The 17,359-nt window shown below is 71.2% G+C and carries 17 protein-coding genes; 5 read left to right on the top strand and 12 right to left on the bottom strand.

The annotated features are described in order from the left end of the window. Positions 1–3 precede the first annotated feature (3 nt). Together Q8X39_RS01940 and Q8X39_RS01935 are read right to left on the bottom strand one after the other, a co-directional pair. Complete coding sequence (locus Q8X39_RS01940) at positions 4–624, bottom strand: isochorismatase family protein (RefSeq protein ID WP_407067945.1); 621 nt, start codon at positions 622–624, stop codon at positions 4–6. Next, positions 617–1,342 (bottom strand): TetR/AcrR family transcriptional regulator, encoded by a 726-nt coding sequence (locus tag Q8X39_RS01935; RefSeq protein ID WP_305747940.1) that lies wholly within the window; start codon positions 1,340–1,342, stop codon positions 617–619. Before Q8X39_RS01935 ends, Q8X39_RS01940 begins: the two co-directional genes overlap by 8 nt. Positions 1,343–1,458: 116 nt before the next feature. Between Q8X39_RS01935 and Q8X39_RS01930 the strand changes: the two genes are divergently transcribed. Continuing rightward, positions 1,459–3,153, top strand: a complete 1,695-nt coding sequence (locus tag Q8X39_RS01930) for a 4-hydroxyphenylacetate 3-hydroxylase family protein (RefSeq protein WP_407067944.1) — start codon at positions 1,459–1,461, stop codon at positions 3,151–3,153. Here the strand turns inward: Q8X39_RS01930 and Q8X39_RS01925 are convergent. Both Q8X39_RS01925 and Q8X39_RS01920 read right to left on the bottom strand, forming a co-directional pair. Continuing rightward, positions 3,138–3,968 carry a hypothetical protein gene (locus Q8X39_RS01925; protein ID WP_305747939.1) on the bottom strand — a complete coding sequence of 277 codons (831 nt, stop codon included), beginning with the start codon at positions 3,966–3,968 and terminating at the stop codon, positions 3,138–3,140. The genes Q8X39_RS01930 and Q8X39_RS01925 overlap by 16 nt on opposite strands. A gap of 78 nt (positions 3,969–4,046) precedes the next feature. After that, positions 4,047–5,024, bottom strand: a complete 978-nt coding sequence (locus tag Q8X39_RS01920; RefSeq protein WP_305747938.1) for a LysR family transcriptional regulator — start codon at positions 5,022–5,024, stop codon at positions 4,047–4,049. 155 nt (positions 5,025–5,179) lie between these two features. On the opposite strand from Q8X39_RS01920, the gene Q8X39_RS01915 reads away from it, so the two are divergent. Together Q8X39_RS01915 and Q8X39_RS01910 are read left to right on the top strand one after the other, a co-directional pair. Then, positions 5,180–5,806, top strand: a complete 627-nt coding sequence (locus tag Q8X39_RS01915) for an FMN-dependent NADH-azoreductase (RefSeq protein WP_305747937.1) — start codon at positions 5,180–5,182, stop codon at positions 5,804–5,806. A gap of 108 nt (positions 5,807–5,914) precedes the next feature. Next, entirely contained in the window at positions 5,915–6,790 is an 876-nt protein-coding gene (locus Q8X39_RS01910) for a pirin family protein (protein WP_305747936.1), read from the top strand. A 16-nt stretch (positions 6,791–6,806) separates the two neighbouring features. Here the strand turns inward: Q8X39_RS01910 and eptB are convergent, their stop codons facing one another. Further along, positions 6,807–8,576 carry a kdo(2)-lipid A phosphoethanolamine 7''-transferase gene (gene eptB / locus Q8X39_RS01905; protein WP_305747935.1) on the bottom strand — a complete coding sequence of 590 codons (1,770 nt, stop codon included), beginning with the start codon at positions 8,574–8,576 and terminating at the stop codon, positions 6,807–6,809. A gap of 237 nt (positions 8,577–8,813) precedes the next feature. Here eptB and Q8X39_RS01900 point away from each other — a divergent pair, with 237 nt between their 5' ends. Next, entirely contained in the window at positions 8,814–9,101 is a 288-nt protein-coding gene (locus Q8X39_RS01900) for a DUF1653 domain-containing protein (protein WP_305747934.1), read from the top strand. A gap of 115 nt (positions 9,102–9,216) precedes the next feature. Here the strand turns inward: Q8X39_RS01900 and Q8X39_RS01895 are convergent, their stop codons facing one another. The 6 genes from Q8X39_RS01895 to Q8X39_RS01870 all read right to left on the bottom strand — a co-directional run bounded on the left by Q8X39_RS01895 (position 9,217) and on the right by Q8X39_RS01870 (position 14,813). Further along, positions 9,217–10,239, bottom strand: a complete 1,023-nt coding sequence (locus Q8X39_RS01895) for a transketolase family protein (RefSeq protein ID WP_305747933.1) — start codon at positions 10,237–10,239, stop codon at positions 9,217–9,219. After that, positions 10,236–11,078 (bottom strand): transketolase, encoded by an 843-nt coding sequence (locus Q8X39_RS01890; RefSeq protein WP_305747932.1) that lies wholly within the window; start codon positions 11,076–11,078, stop codon positions 10,236–10,238. Before Q8X39_RS01890 ends, Q8X39_RS01895 begins: the two co-directional genes overlap by 4 nt. Before the next feature lie 15 nt (positions 11,079–11,093). Then, positions 11,094–12,353, bottom strand: a complete 1,260-nt coding sequence (locus tag Q8X39_RS01885) for a TRAP transporter large permease (RefSeq protein ID WP_305747931.1) — start codon at positions 12,351–12,353, stop codon at positions 11,094–11,096. Further along, positions 12,350–12,874, bottom strand: a complete 525-nt coding sequence (locus tag Q8X39_RS01880) for a TRAP transporter small permease (protein WP_305747930.1) — start codon at positions 12,872–12,874, stop codon at positions 12,350–12,352. The genes Q8X39_RS01885 and Q8X39_RS01880 overlap by 4 nt, the downstream gene beginning before the upstream one ends. 93 nt (positions 12,875–12,967) lie before the next feature. Beyond that, positions 12,968–13,954: a TRAP transporter substrate-binding protein gene (locus tag Q8X39_RS01875; protein ID WP_305747929.1), complete on the bottom strand. Its 987-nt coding sequence runs from the start codon at positions 13,952–13,954 to the stop codon at positions 12,968–12,970. Between the two features lie 109 nt (positions 13,955–14,063). Continuing rightward, positions 14,064–14,813: an SDR family NAD(P)-dependent oxidoreductase gene (locus Q8X39_RS01870; RefSeq protein WP_305747928.1), complete on the bottom strand. Its 750-nt coding sequence runs from the start codon at positions 14,811–14,813 to the stop codon at positions 14,064–14,066. A gap of 164 nt (positions 14,814–14,977) precedes the next feature. Between Q8X39_RS01870 and Q8X39_RS01865 the strand changes: the two genes are divergently transcribed. Further along, positions 14,978–15,862, top strand: coding sequence for a LysR substrate-binding domain-containing protein (locus tag Q8X39_RS01865; RefSeq protein WP_305747927.1), 885 nt, complete (start codon positions 14,978–14,980; stop codon positions 15,860–15,862). An 86-nt stretch (positions 15,863–15,948) separates the two neighbouring features. On the opposite strand, the gene gudD is transcribed toward Q8X39_RS01865, so the two are convergent. Beyond that, complete coding sequence (gudD, locus tag Q8X39_RS01860) at positions 15,949–17,328, bottom strand: glucarate dehydratase (protein WP_305747926.1); 1,380 nt, start codon at positions 17,326–17,328, stop codon at positions 15,949–15,951. Between the last annotated feature and the right edge of the window lie 31 nt (positions 17,329–17,359).

Raw genomic sequence — 17,359 nt, 5'->3', positions numbered from 1 at the left:
CGGTCAGAGGATGGGGGTCTTGAGCAGCGGCAGCAGCGCCTTGAAACGTTCGTGCTCGCAGCTGCGCAGCCACTCGAAGGCGACCATCTCGACGCCGATGCAGGTCGCGCCGGCACGTTCGAGGCGGCGCAGGCCGAGCGCACGATCGTCGGCGCGGCGCGAGCCGCAGGCCGGCTCGACCACCCAGACGCGCAGCCCCGCACGCAGCAGGCCCAGCGCGGTCTGCATCAGGCAGACATGGGCCTCGCAGCCGGCGATGACGACCTCGCGCAGCGGCTGGCCGGAGCGGCCACGCAGCGCGCGCAGGGCCTCGACCAGGCCGTCGGCGCAGGCGTCGAAATGCATCTTGGCCAGCGTCGCGCCGCAGCGCTCGCGGATGGCCGGCTCGTTCGGTCCGAGGCTGTGCGGGTTCTGTTCGGTGCCGATCACCGGCACGCCCATCACTCGGGCGATGTCGGCCAGCCGGACCGCATGGGCCAGCACCGAGGCGGCGTCGTGGATCGCCGGCATCAGGCGCTGCTGGTAGTCGACCAGCACCAGCGCACTGGCCTCCGGGTTGATCAGCTCGGCCAGCGGGTCGGGCGACATGCACTCCGTCATGCGCTCGGTCATGCGCTCAGTCATGTCCACCCCCCGGCCTGCGTTGCAGCAGCTGGTCCAGGTAGCGCTGGAACAGGTCGGTCGACGGCTGGCGGAACATGCGGATGCGGCCGGTGTGGCTCAGCACCAGCAGGCCGACGACGTGGGCGAACAGCGCGGTGGTCTCGGTCAGGGCGCCGTCCTCCGGCCAGCCCAGGCCGATCAGCGCGTGGCGGGTCGGCTCCAGCGCGTCGCGCAGGCGGGCGTTCAGCGTCTCGTTGAGTTCGGGCGTCAGGCCGCGCGGCTGCATGCCCTGGAACAGGTAGAAGCCGAGGTCCAGGTCGCGCGGGTTCTCGCGGTAGAAGTCGAAGAAGGCCAGCGCGGCGGTGCGCAGCGCGGCCGTGGGCGATTCGGCTGCGGCGGCCGGTGCGACCGCCGCGTTCAGGCGCTCCAGCGACTCGGCCAGCAAGGCGCCGTAGACGGCTTCCTTGCTGTCGAAATAGCTGTAGATCGCACCGGGCGTGTAGCCGGCGCGGCGGGCGATCTCGCGCAGGCTGGCCCCTTCCAGTCCCAGCTCGAAGAAGGCATCGCGGGCGGCCTTGAGCACCAGGCTGCGGCGCACGTCGGCCAGCGCACGCTGGCGTTCGGCACGGGCGCCAGACGGGTCGGCGGCGTCGAGGTCGGTGCCACCGTTGTCGGACTCCAGCGCGGCGGCGGAGGCGCGCGCATCGGTGTTCGCGCGGGTTCGGGAGGTCTTGGCCATGAGCGGATTATGCGCTTGAGCAATTCATTGAACAGTGTTTAAACTTGTTTCATCCCGACCCGCAAACTGCCTGGCAACTGCCTGGTAACTGCCCGGAACCCGCCTGGAGACCGTCCATGAACGCCCCCGTTGAAGCCCTTCCCGATGCCGTTCCCGTCGCCGATCCGCGGCCGGCCCTGAGCGCCCGGCTGATGTCCGGTGCCGACTACCGCGAGTCGCTGCGCGCGCTGTCACCGGTGGTCTACGTCGACGGCCGGCGCATCGACTCGGTGGCCGACGCGCCCGAGCTGCTGCCGGGCATCCAGGCGCTGGCGGTGAGCTACGACTTCGCGCTGGACCCGGCCCGCGCCCGCCACATGACGGCCTTGCAGGCCGACCGAGGCGTGGTGGTCAACCGCATGCTGCACATCAACCGCAACAGCGACGACCTGCTGGCCAAGCTGGAGGCGGTGCGGCTGCTGTGCCAGGAGACCGGCTGCGCCCAGCGCTACCTGGCGCACGACGCGCTCAACGCGCTGCAGCAGGCCAGTGCCCGGCTGGACGACGCACTCGGCCGCACCGAATACCGGGCCCGCTTCGCCGCCTACCTGGCGCATGTGCAGGATCACGACCTGAGCCTGGGCATCGCGATGACCGATGCCAAGGGCGACCGCTCGAAGCGACCGCACCAGCAGGCCAACCCCGACACCTACGTTCACGTGGTGGAGCGCAACGGGCGAGGCATCGTCATCAGCGGCACCAAGGCGATCGTGACCGGCGCGCCCTACATGCACGAGCTGCTCGTCATGCCCTGCCGGCAGATGGGCCCGGCCGATGCCGACTTCGCGGTCTGCTGCGCCGTGCCGGTCGATGCGCCGGGGCTGACGATGGTGGCGCGGCCGGCGGGGCGGCCGGGCGCCAAGGTCGAGCATGGCGCGCCGCTGTTCTCGCGCCGCTACGGCCAGTCGACCGCGGTGGTCGTGTTCGACCGCGTCTTCGTGCCCTGGGAGCGGGTGTTCTTCTCCGGCGAACCGGGCGAGGTCGAGCAGGCCGGTGCGGCGACCACGCACTACGCCACCCACCACCGCCACAGCTGCATCGGCGCGCGTGCCGGCTTCGGCGACCTGCTGATCGGCGCGGGCGCGCTGATGTGCGAGGCCAACGGCTTCGACCCGGGCGAGAAGGCCAACCTGCGCGACCCGATGGTCGAGCTGATCAAGATCACCGAAGGCTTCTACGCCTGCGGCGTCGCCGCCAGCGTCTACGGCAGCGCCGACCCGCACAGCGGCAGCTGGATGCCCGAGCCGGTCTTCAGCAACATCGGCAAGCTGCTGCTGGCGACCCAGATCTACGACATGCACCGGCTGGCGCACGAGGTCTCCGGCGGCCTGATCGTCGCCCTGCCCGGCCCCGACGAGGACCACAACCCGGCGACCGCCGCGACGCTGGCCGAGGTGCTGCGCGCCCATCCGGCCGTGCCCTACGACAAGCGCATCGAGGTGGCCCGCTTCATCGAGGACCTGACCGCCAGCTACCAGGGCGGCTGGTACTCGGTCATCAGCCTGCACGGCGGCGGCTCGCCAGCGGCGATGAAGCAGGAGATCTGGCGCCAGTACCCGGTCGGCGACAAGGTCGACCTGGTCGAGCGCCTGCTCGACCGCGGCGTGCTGCACGACGAGGCTCGCGCCATCACCCGCAACCGATCCGCCGCCCGCCAGCCCGGTGCCTGCTGCGACCCCGGCTGCCAAGCGCCGGGCCAGCCGGTGGTGATCGAGCCGCCGCTGTCGCTGCGCCGGCCGGGTCATCCGGACGAGCCTCAGAGCCCCAGCTGACCTTCGTCCGGCTGGGCCTGCGGCGCCTTGCGCGCCAGCGCCATCCAGACGCCGAAGGGCAGGCCACCGGGCAGGTCCAGCGGCCGGGTCGGCGCCAGCCGCTGGACTTCCAGCAAGACCGGCTGGCCGGCCGCCTCGGCATGCTCGCGCGGGCTGCCGCGGGCCAGCAGCACGCCGCATGCGGGCGGCACGTCGTCGGCGTCGCCGATGCCCTCGGCCAGCACGTAGTACAGCGCACCGGCCAGCGCGAGGTAGGCGGCCCGCTTGTCGACCAGGCGCAGGTCGGCCAGCAGGTCGGCGCGGCTGACCTTGATCTCGTGGACCTGCGGCTGCAGCCAGGCCGCCGCGCTGGTCTGGCGGATCGAGTAGACGTCGGGCAGGACCAGGGCCCAGCGGTTCGATGCGGGCGATGCGGCCGGCGCGTCCGGCGCATCCAGCGCGGGTTCGGCCAGCGCGGCCAGCAGGTCCTCGGTCGGCCCGACCGGGTGGGCCTCGACCGCCAGCGGCGCGCGCACGCTCAGGCCGCACCAGGCCAGCCGGCCCTCGCGCGCCAGCGTCGCGGCGACCCGGCTGACCAGGCCGTCGTGGGCGCTGCGGGCGCGCCGGTTCTGCTCGCTGGCGCGCACCAGCTCCTGCACGCCGGCATCGCTCAGGTGCAGCGTCATGCGGCCCTGTTCGTCCAGCACGCGCTGCACCAGGCCGGCGGCCAGCAGCTCGGCCTCGACCCGGTCATGGCAAGGCCAGCCAGCCGACTGCCACAGCAGGCGCAGCCGCCGGCGATGGGCCGAGCCGATCGGCGGCGGGGTGGCGGGCATGGGTGCAGACATCGGCTCGGACATCCGGCAGGTCGCTTCTGGCGTGGATTCTGTTGTCGCTTCGGTTTTCATGCCCGCTCAGGCTAAGGCCGGCGCTGGCTCGCGGGATGAGCCCGCCGAAGGATCGACCGCGCCAGCACAGCCGTGCGCCCGGCAGCGCTGGGCCAGGCCGGCCACCATCGCGTCGATGAAGGCCCGCGTGCGGGCGGGCATCAGGCGGCGCTCGGGGAAGACCGCCCAGACGGTCGCCAGCTCGGTCTGCCAGCCGGGCAGGACCCGCACCAGTCGGCCGTCGGCGACGGCCTCGGCGGCGTAGAGGTCCGGCAAGGCGGTGATGCCCAGCCCGGCCGTCGCCAGCTGGCCCAGCAGGTGCGGCGAGTTGGCGGCGGCATGCACGCGCGGCCGGCCGGTCCAGGTCCGGGCCGTGGCCGTCTCGGACAGTTTCCAGGGACGCGGATCGGCCCCGTCGCGCGACAGCACCAGGCCGTCCAGCAGCGGCAGCTGGTCCGGATCGACCACCGGCTCGCGCCGGTCGACCCAGGACGGCGCGGCATAGAGCGCCCCGGTGAAGTCGACCAGCCGGCGCGCCGCGAGGCTGCTGTCGGCCGGCAGCTCGCCGGCACGGATGGCCACGTCGATGTTCTCGGCGATCAGGTCGACCCGGCGCGGCGACAGGTCCAGTTCCAGCGTGATCAGCGGGTGGCGGACCAGGAAGTCGGCCACCAGGTCGGCCATCAGGAAGGTGGCGAGGTCGCCCGCCATCGACACCCGCAGCCGGCCCGAGGGCACGACCTGGCGGTGCGCGGCCAGCGCCTGGGCGGCCTCGACCTCGACGGCGACCTGGCGGGCGTGTTCCAGCACGCCCTGGCCGAACTCGGTCAGGCTGAGCCGGCGGGTGCTGCGCTGGAGCAGCCGCTCGCCGAGCCGCTGTTCCAGCCCGGACAGCCGCCGCGACACGGTCGACTTGGGCCAGTCCAGCCGCAGCGCGGCGGCGCTCAGGCTGCCGGCCTCGACCACGCGGGCGAACAGCAGCAGGTCGTCGGCATCGATGGTCATGGCGGGCTCCGGTCGTGCGCGAAGGTTTTTAAGAGGCAAGATTGTTCCACTGACGGATCAATCATATCCACAGGCGTGGCTTCTGTTGCTGATTCAGCATCGATAGAGTTCATCCCATCGCCACACCGTTTCCCGACGTTCCGAAGGACACCGCCATGAACATCCTGCAAGTCAACACCAGCGCCCGTACCGCCACCGCCGACGCGGGTTCCCTGTCCAGCCGACTGGCCGCCGAGGTCGTCGAGCGCGTGCTGGCGGCCCATCCCGGCGCCTCGCTGACGGTGCGCGACCTGGCCCGCCAGCCGCATCCGGTGCTGGACGAGGCCGCCCTGCAGGCGCTCTTCACGCCGGCCGAGCAGCGCAGCCCGGAGGCCGCCGCCCGGGTCGCGCAGGACGATGCGCTGATCGCGGAGATCCAGGCCGCCGACGTGGTCGTGATCGGCTCGCCGATGTTCAACTTCGGCGTCACCGCGCAGCTCAAGAACTGGATCGACGCGATCGCCAAGGTGCGCGTGACCTTCCAGTACACCGCCACCGGCCCGGAAGGCCTGCTCAAGGGCAAGAAGGTCTATGTCGTTGCCACCCGCGGCGGCATCCACCGCGAGCTGCCCAGCGACACCCAGGTGCCCTACCTGCGCCAGGTGCTGGGCTTCCTGGGCATGACCGACGTCGAGGTGATCTACGCCGAGGCGCAGGGCATGGGTCCGGAGGCCAGCGAGCGCGGCATCGCTGAGGCCCGCGCCCAGATCGACGCGCTGTTCGGCGAGCCCGCCACGGCCTGATCGAGGCGGCCACGGCAGAGGCGACGTTTCAACGAAACTTCGCGCCTTGCCGGGGCCGACCCGCCCACACGTACGCCACGCAGCCATCGGAAGACAGGAGCCCAGACCATGACCACCCCCGTTGCCACCCTCACGCAGCCGCGCACCGTCGAGCGCCTGGTCGCTGGCCAGCCGACCTCGGACGGCGCGGGCGTCAAGCTGACCCGCGTGCTGACCAACAACCTGCAGCGCCGGCTCGACCCCTTCCTGATGCTGGACGCCTTCGGCAGCGACCAGGCCGACGACTACATCGCCGGCTTCCCCGACCACCCGCACCGCGGCTTCGAGACGGTGACCTACATGCTGTCGGGCCGCATGCGCCACCGCGACTCGGCCGGCAACGAGGGCCTGCTGACCAACGGCGGCGTGCAGTGGATGACCGCCGGCCGCGGCGTGATCCACAGCGAGCTGCCCGAGCAGGAGGAAGGCCGCATGGAAGGCTTCCAGCTCTGGGTCAACCTGCATTCGCGCGACAAGATGCGCCCGGCCTGGTATCGCGACATCCCGTCCAGCGAGATCCCCGAGGTGCGCCTGCCCGGCGCGACCGTGCGCGTGATCGCCGGCAGCAGCCAGGGCGTCAGCGGCGCGATGCAGCGCGACACCACCGAGCCGGTCTACCTGGACCTGCACCTGGCGCCGGGCGCGGTGGTCGAGCAGGAACTGCCGCCCGGCCACAACGCCTTCGTCTACGTCTACCGGGGTGCGGCCAGGGTCGGCCCGGACGGCGCGGCCACCGACGTGCCGGTGCAGCGCATGGCCATCCTGGCCAACCAGCCGGCGGCCGACGGCGTGCGGGTGCAGGCCGGTGGCGACGGCGCCCGCCTGTTGCTGATCGCCGGTGCGCCGCTGAACGAGCCGATCGCCCAGTACGGCCCCTTCGTGATGAACACGCAGCAGGAGCTGTACCAGGCGGTCGAGGACTTCCGCGCCGGCCGGCTGGCCTGAGCGCGCGGCCTCCGGCTCAAGGCCCGGCGCAGAGGTCGCGCGCCGGGTCGATGCCGCCGTCCGGCGAGCGCACGCCCAGGCAGCCCAGCAGGGTCGCGTACAGCTCGTGGTGGCCGTGCAGGTCGGGCGGGTCGCGGCGCGCCCGTGCCATCAGCCGGGCATGGGCGCGCGCCAGCAGCGGGTGGTCCAGCCAGCGTGGGCTGGCCCAGAACAGCATCGGCACCTTGAACTGTTCGGGCGGTGCGACCGCCTTGGGCGTGGCGTGGAAATGCATGCCCCCGCCGACCGATTCGCCGTGGTCGGCGCTGTAGGCGACCCAGGCACGCCGGTCGCGCACCGCATCGCGCACGCCCTGCAGCACGGTGTCGACCTGGCGCACGCTGTTGTCGTAGGCATTGAGCAGCGCCGCGTCGTCGCAGCGGTCGTCCGGATCGCTGCAATCGGGCGTCCAGACCGCCTGCCCGGCCGGGTAGCGCTGCGCATAGTGGAAGTGCGAACCCTTGGTGTGCAGCACGACCAGCAGCGGCTGGTGGCTGCGGCGCTCGTCATGGCGGCGCAAGGCGGCCTGCAACTGGTCGACCAGCAGCACGTCGTGCACCGGCCGGCCGGCGTTGGCGGGCTCGGCCAGGATCATCTCGCGCAGCTTCATCTCGTCCGCGCCGACCCGGCCGTAGAAGCCGGCCTCGCCTTGCAGCGCGTACAGCTCGATGCGGAAGCCCAGGCTGCGAAAGACCGAGAACACGTCGCGCTCGGTGATGCGGTCGGGCGCCCCGTCGCTGCCGGCAACCACCGCCTGCGGGCGCACGAACATGCAGGCCAGCGACAGTTGCGTCGAGGTGTCGCAGGCGCGGCCGGCAAAGGCCGCCAGGTCGCGCTCGCGGGCCAGCGCCGGCGTGGTGTCGCGGTCGTGGCCCAGCAGACCCATGCGATCGTGGCGGGTGCTCTCGCCAATCACCAGCACGACCACGCGGTCGTCCAGTGGCACCTGTGGCAGGTGGCGATGCTGCGCGGCCGGGTCCAGCAGCTGCTGGCCATCGCGGTGCTGGCGCCAGCGCTGCGCAAGCACCGCGCCAACGCCAGCCAGCCAGTTCGACGGCAGGTAGGCATGGGCGGCGATGCCGGCCGGGCTGGCCGCATGCGGCGCGTTGACCGGGCCGGACCCATGAGGCGCCCGCTCCGCCGCCGTCGCCAGGGCCAAGCGGGCGCCGGCCATCAGCAGCGCCGACAGCGCGATCCAGGCCAGCCAGGCGCCGAGCCGGCGGCACCGCAGCGGCCCGCGCCACCAGCTCGCCGGCGCAACCCGAAACCAGGCCAGCGCCGGCAGCAGGCCGACCACCAGGCACCACAGCATCAGCCTCGGCTCGAACAGCTCGCGTGTCAGGTCGTGGTCGATCGTCAGCGCGGCCAGCACGGTGCCCAAGCCGATCACGACCTGGTGCTGCCACATGAACCAGGCTGCCGCCGCGCCGATCCCGATCACCGCCACGCCGAACAGGCGCAGCACGCCACGGCCCAGCAGCGCCGCCAGCCCGAGCAGCAGGCCGCTGAGGCCGACCATCAGCAGGGCTTCCAGCGCGGTCATGCGCACCGCGTGGGTGAGGCCGGACGCCGCCACCAGCCCGCTGGCGCGGCGCCAGCCGACCGGCAGGTTCAGCAGCAGGCCGGTGCCCAGCACGAAGGCCAGGCAAGGCCAGCCGAAGGGCGAACGCGGCGGGTCGTACCTGTCACCGGATATGCCGGATATGCCGGGGGTGGCGTGGGTGCCGGGCAGGCCGCCGGCAGGCAAGGAAGGGAGGGGGTCGGGATGCACCATCGGCGGCTTCAAGCAAGGTGGGAGAAAGCGCCGCACGCTACGAACGAGGCCCCCGTCGCTGCATCACCGGAATCGGCTGAAAAGCCGCAAGAACAGGTAGGCCGGGTCGGTTCCAATCGCTGGCCAGACCGCCCGCCGCAAGCCGGACGCCCTGTCCCGTCCCTTGCGCCCACCACGGCCCCTTCCACAGCCCAGCCACAGGACCTGCCGATGCCCGACACCCCCTCGATGTCTGCCCTGCCCGCCCATGGCGCGGGTGACGACCTGCCCGAGCTGCCGTCGACACCGACCGGCCGCTACCGCCACCACAAGGGCGGCGAGTACGAGGTCATCGGCGTGGCCCGCCACAGCGAGACGCTGGAGCCGCTGGTGCTCTACCGGCCGATCTACAACTCGACCGGCTGGTGGGTCCGGCCGCACGCGATGTTCTTCGGCACGGTCGAGGTCGACGGCCGCACGGTGGCGCGTTTCGCCCGCATCGACCCGGCGGGCGGCTGAACCGGCCGCGACCTCTGCGCCGGATCGTGCGCCGGGTCTTGCGCCGGGTCTTGCGCCAGGCCATGCGCGTGACCAGCGTGTCATCACGCCGGAGGGCTCGGCCCTGTCGATGCGTTCAGCGGCCGAGCCAGCCCTTGATGCGTCCGGCCAGCGCGGTGCGGCTGATGCCGTAGCGCTCATGCAGCGTGGGCAGCGCGCCGGCGTCGAGGTAGGCGTCGGGCAGGCCGGCCAGCTCGAAGCCGGCCGGCTGCACGCGGTGGCGCAGCAGGCTGCTGGCGACCGCCTCGCCCAGGCCGCCGATGACCGAATGGTTCTCGGCCACGACGACCAGGCGCGGCTTCGCGCCGACCGCCGCGAGGATCGTGGCCTCGTCCAGCGGCTTGATGGTCGGGCAGTGCAGCACCGCGACGTCGACGCGGTCGGCGCGCAGGTCCTCGGCCACTTCCAGCGCCCGCATGGTCATGAAGCCGCTGGAGATCACCAGCACGTCGGCACCATCGCGCAGCAGCTTGGCCTTGCCCAGCTCGAAGCGGTAGTCGTATTCATCGAGCACCAGCGGCACGTTGCCGCGCAGCAGCCGCAGGTAGACGGGGCCGGGATGGTCGGCGATCTGCGGCACGGCCTGCTCGATGTCGAGCGCGTCGCAGGGGTCGACGATGGTCAGGCCGGGGATGCCGCGCATCATGGCCAGGTCCTCGGTGGCCTGGTGGCTGGGGCCGTAGCCGGTGGTCAGGCCGGGCAGCGCGCAGCACATCTTGACCGGCAGGTTTTCCTCGGCGATGACCTGGTGGATGAAGTCATAGGCCCGGCGCGTGCCGAACACCGCGTAGGTGGTCGCGAAGGGGATCAGCCCCTCCTTGGCCATGCCACCGGCGGCGGCCATGAGCAGCTGCTCGGCCATGCCCATCTGGTGGAAGCGTTCCGGGTAGGCCTGCGCGAACAGGTGCAGGTCGGTGTACTTGGCCAGGTCGGCGGTCAGGCCGACGATCTCGGGCCGGTTCGCGGCCAGCTCGACCAGCGCCTTGCCGAAGGGTGCGGCCTTGACGCGCTGCCCTTCGCTGGCGATCGAGGCAATCATGGCCGAGGTGGTCAGCCGGGGCTTGGCCGGGGTGCGGGTGTCGACGGCGGGCGTGTTCATGCGGCGGTTTCCTCGGGCTGGTTGGCGTCCAGGATCGCGATGGCCTGCTGCCATTCGGGCGGATCGACGCGGATGAAATGGTTCTTCTCGCGCTGCTCCAGGAAGGGCACGCCCTTGCCCATCAGCGTGTCGAACAGGATCACGCGCGGGCGCGGCTCGGCCAGCGTCCGGGCGGTGTCGAAGGCGGCCAGCACGGCGGCGAGGTCGTTGCCGTCGATGCGCTGGACGTGCCAGCCGAAGGCGGCCCACTTGTCGGCCAGCGGCTCGAAGCCCAGCACCTTCGACGAGGGTCCGTCGGCCTGCTGGTTGTTGATGTCGACCAGGCAGATCAGGTTGTCGAGCCGGTGGTGGGCGGCGGCCATCGCGCCTTCCCAGGTCGAGCCCTCGTCGAGCTCGCCGTCGGACATCGAGTTGTAGACGAAGGCCGGGTTGCGCTTGTGCTTCAGGCCCAGCGCCATGCCCACCGCGATCGGCAGACCCTGGCCCAGCGAGCCGCCGGAGATCTCCATGCCCGGCGTGTAGGTGGCCATGCCGGACATGGGCAGGCGGCTGTCGTCGCTGCCGTAGCTCTCCAGCTCGGACTCGGGGATCACGCCGGCCTCGATCAGCGCGGCATAGAAGGCGATGGCGTAGTGGCCATGCGAGAGCAGGAAGCGGTCGCGCCCTTCCCACTCGGGCTGTTCGGGCCGCAGGTTCAGCGCATGGCCGTAGGCCACGGCCAGCACGTCGGCCCAGCCGAGTGCCTGGCCGATGTAGCCCTGGCCCTGGACCTCGCCCATGCGCAGGGCGTAGCGGCGGATGCGGTGCGCGCGCAGGCGCAGCTCTTCAAGGGTGCTCATGAGGATGCTTCCGGATCAGTGGAGGGTGAGCCAGGGCAGGTAGGCAAAGCCCAGCAGCAGCCCGATGGCGACGATGTAGAAGGGGATCAGCTCGACCACGACGTCGCCGATGCGGACCTTGGCGATCGAGGCGGTGATGAACAGCGTCGTGCCGATCGGCGGGTGGTACAGGCCGATCGAGAGGTTCACGATCATCATGATCCCGAGCTGGATCAGGTCCATGCCCACGGCCGAGGCCAGCGGCACGAACATCGGCGTGAGCAGCAGCACCGCGGCGGGCAGGTCGATGAACATGCCGGTGGCCAGCATGATCAGGTTCATCGCCAGGATGATCAGCCACGGCGACTGCAGCGTCTCGGTCGCGAAGCGGGTGAAGACGGCCGGCAGCTGCTCGTAGGTGACGATCCAGCCGACGATGCTCGACGCCATGATGATCAGCAGCACCACGCCGGTAGAGATGCCCGCCTCGATCGCCGCATGCTTGAGCTTGGCCAGCGTCAGGTCGCGGTAGACCAGCCCGGCGACGAGCAGCGCGTAGAGGGTCGACATCACGCTGACCTCGGTCGGCGTGGCGATGCCGAAGCGCAGGAAGATGATGATCAGCACCGGCATCGCCAGGGCCGGACCGGCCTGGGCCAGCTGCACCGCGAAGGCACCCCATTCGAACGGCGTGGTGTCGCGCGGGAAGTTGCGACGGCGGCCCTGGATGTAGCAGACCAGCATGAAGCCGCCGCACATCAGCAGGCCCGGCAGGATGCCGGCCACGAACAGCGCGCCGATCGAGGCACCCGAGACCAGCGCGTACACGATCATCGGGATCGACGGCGGGATCAGGATGTCGATGGTGGCCGCTGCGGCCAACGTGCCCGCCGCGAACGGCGCCGGGTAGCCGAGCTTCTTCAGCCAGGGGATCAGCATCGAGCCGATCGCCGAGGCATCGGCCACGGCCGAGCCGGACACGCCGCCGAAGATGGTCGACGACAGCACGCCGACCTGGGCCGGACCGCCATGCACGCGGCCGATCATCATGGTCAGCAGGTTGACCAGGCTCTGGCCCAGCTTGCCGCTGACCATCAGCGCGCCGGTCAGCATGAAGAACGGGATGGCGATGAGCGGGAAGCTCTGCATCTGGGAAATCATCTGCTGCACCGCCAGGTCGACCGGGATGCGGCCCGACAGCAGCAGCGCGCTGACCGAGGCCAGCACCAGCGCATGGGCGATCGGGATCGACGCCAGCGCGGCGACGATGAACAGGCCGATGATGAGGGCGGTCATGACGTGGCTCCTTCGAGGCGATCGGCAGGCGCCGCGTCCGCATCGGACGAGGCGGCGCGCCACACCAGCGGCAGCTGGCAGAGGTTGACGACGGCCAGCAGCACGAAGCCGATCAACAGGCAGGCGACGGTCAGCGAGCCGGGCACCTGCAGGATGGGCGAGCGTTCGTCGGCGGCGATCTCCATCAGCGGAAGCGCCGCCCAGGACAGGCCGAGGTAGAGCGCCGAGACCAGCAGCGAACCGCCGCCCAGCACCCAGCGCCGGCTGCCCCGCAGGCGCTGCGTCAGGATGACCACGGCGATGTGCGAGCCGTGCTGGGCCGCGAGCACCACGCCGCTCATGATCATCCAGGGGAAGAGCAGCTCGGGCAGCTCGGAGGCCCAGGCCAGGCTGGAGCCGGCGGCATAGCGCAGCGCGACGTTGATGCTGAGGATCAGGAAGGTCACGGTCAGGGACGCGTACAGCACGATGCGGCAGCACGCGCCGATGGCCCCGTTGACCCGGTCGAGCAATCGTTTCAAGGCAGGCACCTCAGCCGGCGCGAGCGGGTCGCGGCGGCGCTCAGGGGTGTGAGTAGCCGGCGACGGTCAGGCCGCCGCCGGCGTCCGGATCGGTCAGCGCGCGGCGGCGATGACCTTCTTCAGGTAAGGCCCGATCGGCGTGGCCAGCCACTTGTCATCGACGTTGGCGGTGGCCTTGGCGAAGGCGGCCTTGTCCACGGTCGTGACCTGCACGCCCTTGGCCTTCAGCTCGGCCAGCAGCCTGTCGTCGGCCTCCTGCGACATCCGGCGCTGCAGCGCGGTGGCCTCGGCGGCGGCCTCGGTCACGGCCTTGCGATCGGCTTCGGACAGGCGGTCCCAGCTGCGCTTGCTCATCAGGAAGGGCGTCATCTGGAACATGTGGCTGGTCAGCGCGAGGTGCTTCTGGACCTCGTAGAGCTTGCTGGCGTGGATGTTGACCAGCGGGTTCTCCTGGCCGTCGACCACGCCCTGCTGCAGCGCCACGTACAGCTCGGCGAACTTGATCTGCTGCGCCTCGGCACCGAGGGCATGCATGATGTCCACGAGCACCGCGTCGGGCGGCGTGCGCATCTTCAGGCCCTTCATGTCCTCGACCTTGCTGATCGCGCGCTTGCTGTTGGTCATGTGGCGGATGCCGTTGTCCCAGTAGCCCAGCACGACCATGCCCTTCTCGGCCGACTTGTCGGCCAGCTCCTTGCCGAGCGGGCCGTCCAGCAGCTTGAAGGCCTGGGCCGGGCTGGCGAACAGGAAGGGCATGCCGTAGGCGGCGTACTCGGGCACCGTGGTCGCGACCGCGCCCTGCGAGTTGGCCGACAGGTCCAGCGCGCCGGTGCGCAGCGCGGTGACCATCGCGGCATCGTCGCCAAGCTGGGCCGACGGCGCGACCTGGACCTCGATGCGGCCGCCCGACTTCGCCTTGGCGACCTCGGCGAACTTGACGGCGGCCTCATGGCGCGGGTTGCCCGGCGCGGCACCGTGGCCGAGCGTGAGCTTGACGGTCTGGGCCTGGGCGGCCGGCAGGGCGAAGGCGCTGGCCAGGGCGGTGGCGACGAGCGCGCGGACGAAGGTGTGGCGTTGCATGGTCTGTCTCCGTGGGATCTTGTGGATGGGGCGGTGGGCTGGGGATGCGGATCGGGCGGAAGGCTCGAACCGGTCGAACCGGTCGAACCGGTCGAGCAGGTCGAACAGGTCAGTGGATCAACATGCCGCCGTTGACGTCCAGCGTCACGCCGGTGCAGTAGGCCGACAGCTCGCTGGCGAGGAAGACGCAGGCGCCGGCGATGTCGGACGGCCGGCCCAGGCGGGCCAGCGGGATGGTCGCGTTGATCTCGGCCTTGCGCTCGTCGCTGAGCTTGCCGGCGGTGATGTCGGTCTCGATCAGGCCGGGCGTCAGGCAGTTCACGCGGATGCCGTCGCCGCCGAACTCGCGCGCCATCGCGCGGGCCAGGCCCAGCACGCCGGCCTTGGCCGCCGAGTAGTGCGGTCCGCCGAAGATGCCGCCACCGCGCTGGGCCGAGACCGACGAGATGCAGATGATCGAGCCCGACTGCTGGCGCTTCATCGCCGGCAGGGTCGCCTGCGACATGTAGAGCGTGCCGCGCAGGCTGACGTCGAGGATGCGGTCGTAGTCCGCGCCGGTGATCTCCAGCGTCTTGACCGGCTGGGTGATGCCGGCGTTGTTGACCAGCACGTCGATGCGGCCGAAGCGCGCCAGCACGGCCTGCACCGCCGCCTCGCAGGAGGCCTTGTCGGTCACGTCGGCCACCAGGCCCAGGTGATCCGGGCCCAGGTCCGCCGCAGCGGCGGCCGGGTCGGCCCGTTCGAGGTCGAGGATGACGACGCGTGCGCCTTGCGCGGCCATCGCGCGGGCGGTCGCATGGCCGAGTCCGTTGCGTCCGGCACCACCGGTGATGACGGCAACCTGGTCATTGAGCAGCATGGGAAGGGTCTCCTGTCGAGGCTGGCACGGGGGCCGTGCCGGTGGGGTTCGTGATGCGTCCCGGGATGGGATGGATCGCATTCTTCGAGCCCGCTCAGATGACGACAAGCGAATAGGTTTCAGACTAGGATGACGTTTCATCATCTGACATCCGGGAACACCCCATGGCCGCGATCCCGCCCTCGCCCTACCTGCTGGCCTTCGAGGCGGTGGCCCGCCGGCGCAGCTTCGCGCTCGCGGCCGCCGAACTGCACCTGAGCGCCTCGGCCATCAGCCACCAGATCACCAAGCTCGAGAGCCAGCTCGGCGTGCGCCTGTTCGAGCGCAGCGCCCACGGCGTGCGCCTGAGCACCGCCGGCGAGTCCTACCTGTCGCGCGTGGGGGGTGCGCTCACCGCCATCAAGGCCGCCACCGAGGACCTGCGCCAGGGCGTCAGCAACAGCCTCTACGTGCATTCCGCGCCCAGCATCGCCAGCCTGTGGCTGATGCCGCGGCTGCGGCAGTTCGCGCAGGCCTATCCGGACATCTCGCTGAACCTGTCGGCCGCGCACACGCACAGCGATTTCGCGCTCGGCCAGGCCGACGTCGACATCCGCTACGGCATCCCGCAATGGCCGGACCTGGAGGTCGAGCCGCTGTTCGAGGAGCGCATCCTGCCGCTGGCCAGCGCCAGCTTCATCCGCGAGCACGGCCTGAAGCGCCCGGCCCAGCTGCTGGAGGTGCCGCTGATCCAGAGCAACGTCAGCATCGTGCAGTGGTCCGACTGGTTCGGCACCTACACCGACCTGCGCGCGCCGGAGCGCTACGCGGTGCGATTCGACCGCGCGCAGATGTCGCTGGATGCGGCCACGCAGGGCCTGGGCGTCGCGCTGGAGAGCGCCACCAACGCCGGCCAGCACATCGCCGACCGCCGCCTCAAGCCGGTCTTCGGCCTGGACATGGCGATCCGCGTCAAGGCGCACTTCGCGGTCTACCCGCTGCGCCACGCCAAGCGGCCGCCGGTCGATGCCTTCCTGACCTGGCTGCACCAGGAGGCGGCGAAGTCGTGATGGGCACGGCCGCCACCGACGGCAGCCACCGACCGCCGCCGCCGCCCACCCACGCGGTCGTCAGCCGGCCATGCCCTGATCCGGCCTCACCGCACCAGCGCCGGCCGCTTCGGGTCGAAGCGCCAGCCCGGCAGCAGGTACTGCATGGCGATCGCGTCGTCGCGCGCGCCCAGGCCGTGCTGGCGGTAGAGCTGGTGGGCACGCTCGACCTCGGCCATGTCCAGCTCGATGCCCAGGCCCGGCCGGTCCGGCACGCGCACATGGCCGTCGACGATCTTCAGCGGATCCTTCGTCAGGCGCTGGCCGTCCTGCCAGATCCAGTGCGTGTCGATGGCCGTGACCTTGCCCGGTGCGGCCGCGCCGACGTGCGTGAACATGGCCAGCGACACGTCGAAATGGTTGTTCGAATGCGAGCCCCAGGTCAGGCCCCAGTCGCGGCAGGTCTGGGCCACGCGCACCGAGCCGGCCAGGGTCCAGAAATGCGGATCGGCCAGCGGGATGTCGACCGACTGCAGGCTCAGCGCATGAGCCATCTGGCGCCAGTCGGTGGCGATCATGTTGGTGGCCGTCGGCAGGCCGGTGGCGCGGCGGAACTCCGCCATCACCTCGCGGCCTGAATAACCGTCTTCCGCGCCGCAGGGGTCCTCGGCATAGGCCAGCACGCCGTGCAGGTCGCGCATCAGGCGGACCGCGTCCTTCAGCAGCCAGCCGCCATTGGGGTCCAGCGTGACGCGGGCCTGCGGGAAGCGCTCGTGCAGCGCACGGATGGCCTCCACCTCGGCCTCGCCGGCCAGCACGCCGCCCTTGAGCTTGAAGTCGTTGAAGCCGTAGCGCTCGCGGGCCGCTTCGGCCAGCCGGACGATCGCCTCGGGCGTGAGCGCGACCTCGTGGCGCAGCCGGCACCAGTCGTCGGCCGCGTCGGGCTCGCTGGCGTAGGGCAGATCGGTGCGGGTGCGGTCGCCGACGTAGAACAGGTAGCCCAGCATCTCGACCGCGTCGCGCTGCTGGCCCTCGCCGAGCAGGGCGGCCACCGGCAGGCCGAGGTGCTGGCCCAGCAGGTCCAGCATGGCCGACTCGATCGCCGTCACCGCATGGATGGTGGTGCGCAGGTCGAAGGTCTGCTGGCCGCGCCCGCCGGCATCCCGGTCGGCAAAGGCACGCTGCACCGCCTGCATCACGCGGGCATGGTCGCCGACCTTCTGGCCGACCACCTGGCCGGCCGCGTCTTCCAGCGTCTGGCGGATCTTCTCGCCGCCGGGCACCTCGCCCACGCCGGTGCGACCGGCGCTGTCGGTCAGGACCAGCAGGTTGCGGGTGAAGAACGGCGCATGTGCGCCACTCAGGTTGAGCAGCATCGCGTCGCGTCCAGCCACCGGGATGGCACGCATCGAGACGATGCGCGGCGTGTCGAGCCGGGTCTCGGGATGGATCGCGGGATCGGTCTCGGGATCGTTCACGGGGTTCATGTCGTTCCTTCCGGCACGCAGGCCGCGTGGA

Source organism: Leptothrix discophora (assembly GCF_030705305.1).
In the GTDB taxonomy this organism is placed as follows: domain Bacteria; phylum Pseudomonadota; class Gammaproteobacteria; order Burkholderiales; family Burkholderiaceae_C; genus Sphaerotilus; species Sphaerotilus discophorus.
This window is presented reverse-complemented; position numbering and strand designations above follow the sequence as displayed.

Coding starts and splice junctions, on each gene's coding strand:
- Q8X39_RS01940 (WP_407067945.1), bottom strand. CDS start 624: ATGACTGAGCGCATGACCGAGCGCATGACGGAGTGCATGTCGCCCGAC.
- Q8X39_RS01935 (WP_305747940.1), bottom strand. CDS start 1,342: ATGGCCAAGACCTCCCGAACCCGCGCGAACACCGATGCGCGCGCCTCC.
- Q8X39_RS01930 (WP_407067944.1), top strand. CDS start 1,459: ATGAACGCCCCCGTTGAAGCCCTTCCCGATGCCGTTCCCGTCGCCGAT.
- Q8X39_RS01925 (WP_305747939.1), bottom strand. CDS start 3,968: ATGCCCGCCACCCCGCCGCCGATCGGCTCGGCCCATCGCCGGCGGCTG.
- Q8X39_RS01920 (WP_305747938.1), bottom strand. CDS start 5,024: ATGACCATCGATGCCGACGACCTGCTGCTGTTCGCCCGCGTGGTCGAG.
- Q8X39_RS01915 (WP_305747937.1), top strand. CDS start 5,180: ATGAACATCCTGCAAGTCAACACCAGCGCCCGTACCGCCACCGCCGAC.
- Q8X39_RS01910 (WP_305747936.1), top strand. CDS start 5,915: ATGACCACCCCCGTTGCCACCCTCACGCAGCCGCGCACCGTCGAGCGC.
- Q8X39_RS01900 (WP_305747934.1), top strand. CDS start 8,814: ATGCCCGACACCCCCTCGATGTCTGCCCTGCCCGCCCATGGCGCGGGT.
- Q8X39_RS01895 (WP_305747933.1), bottom strand. CDS start 10,239: ATGAACACGCCCGCCGTCGACACCCGCACCCCGGCCAAGCCCCGGCTG.
- Q8X39_RS01890 (WP_305747932.1), bottom strand. CDS start 11,078: ATGAGCACCCTTGAAGAGCTGCGCCTGCGCGCGCACCGCATCCGCCGC.
- Q8X39_RS01885 (WP_305747931.1), bottom strand. CDS start 12,353: ATGACCGCCCTCATCATCGGCCTGTTCATCGTCGCCGCGCTGGCGTCG.
- Q8X39_RS01875 (WP_305747929.1), bottom strand. CDS start 13,954: ATGCAACGCCACACCTTCGTCCGCGCGCTCGTCGCCACCGCCCTGGCC.
- Q8X39_RS01870 (WP_305747928.1), bottom strand. CDS start 14,813: ATGCTGCTCAATGACCAGGTTGCCGTCATCACCGGTGGTGCCGGACGC.
- Q8X39_RS01865 (WP_305747927.1), top strand. CDS start 14,978: ATGGCCGCGATCCCGCCCTCGCCCTACCTGCTGGCCTTCGAGGCGGTG.
- gudD (WP_305747926.1), bottom strand. CDS start 17,328: ATGAACCCCGTGAACGATCCCGAGACCGATCCCGCGATCCATCCCGAG.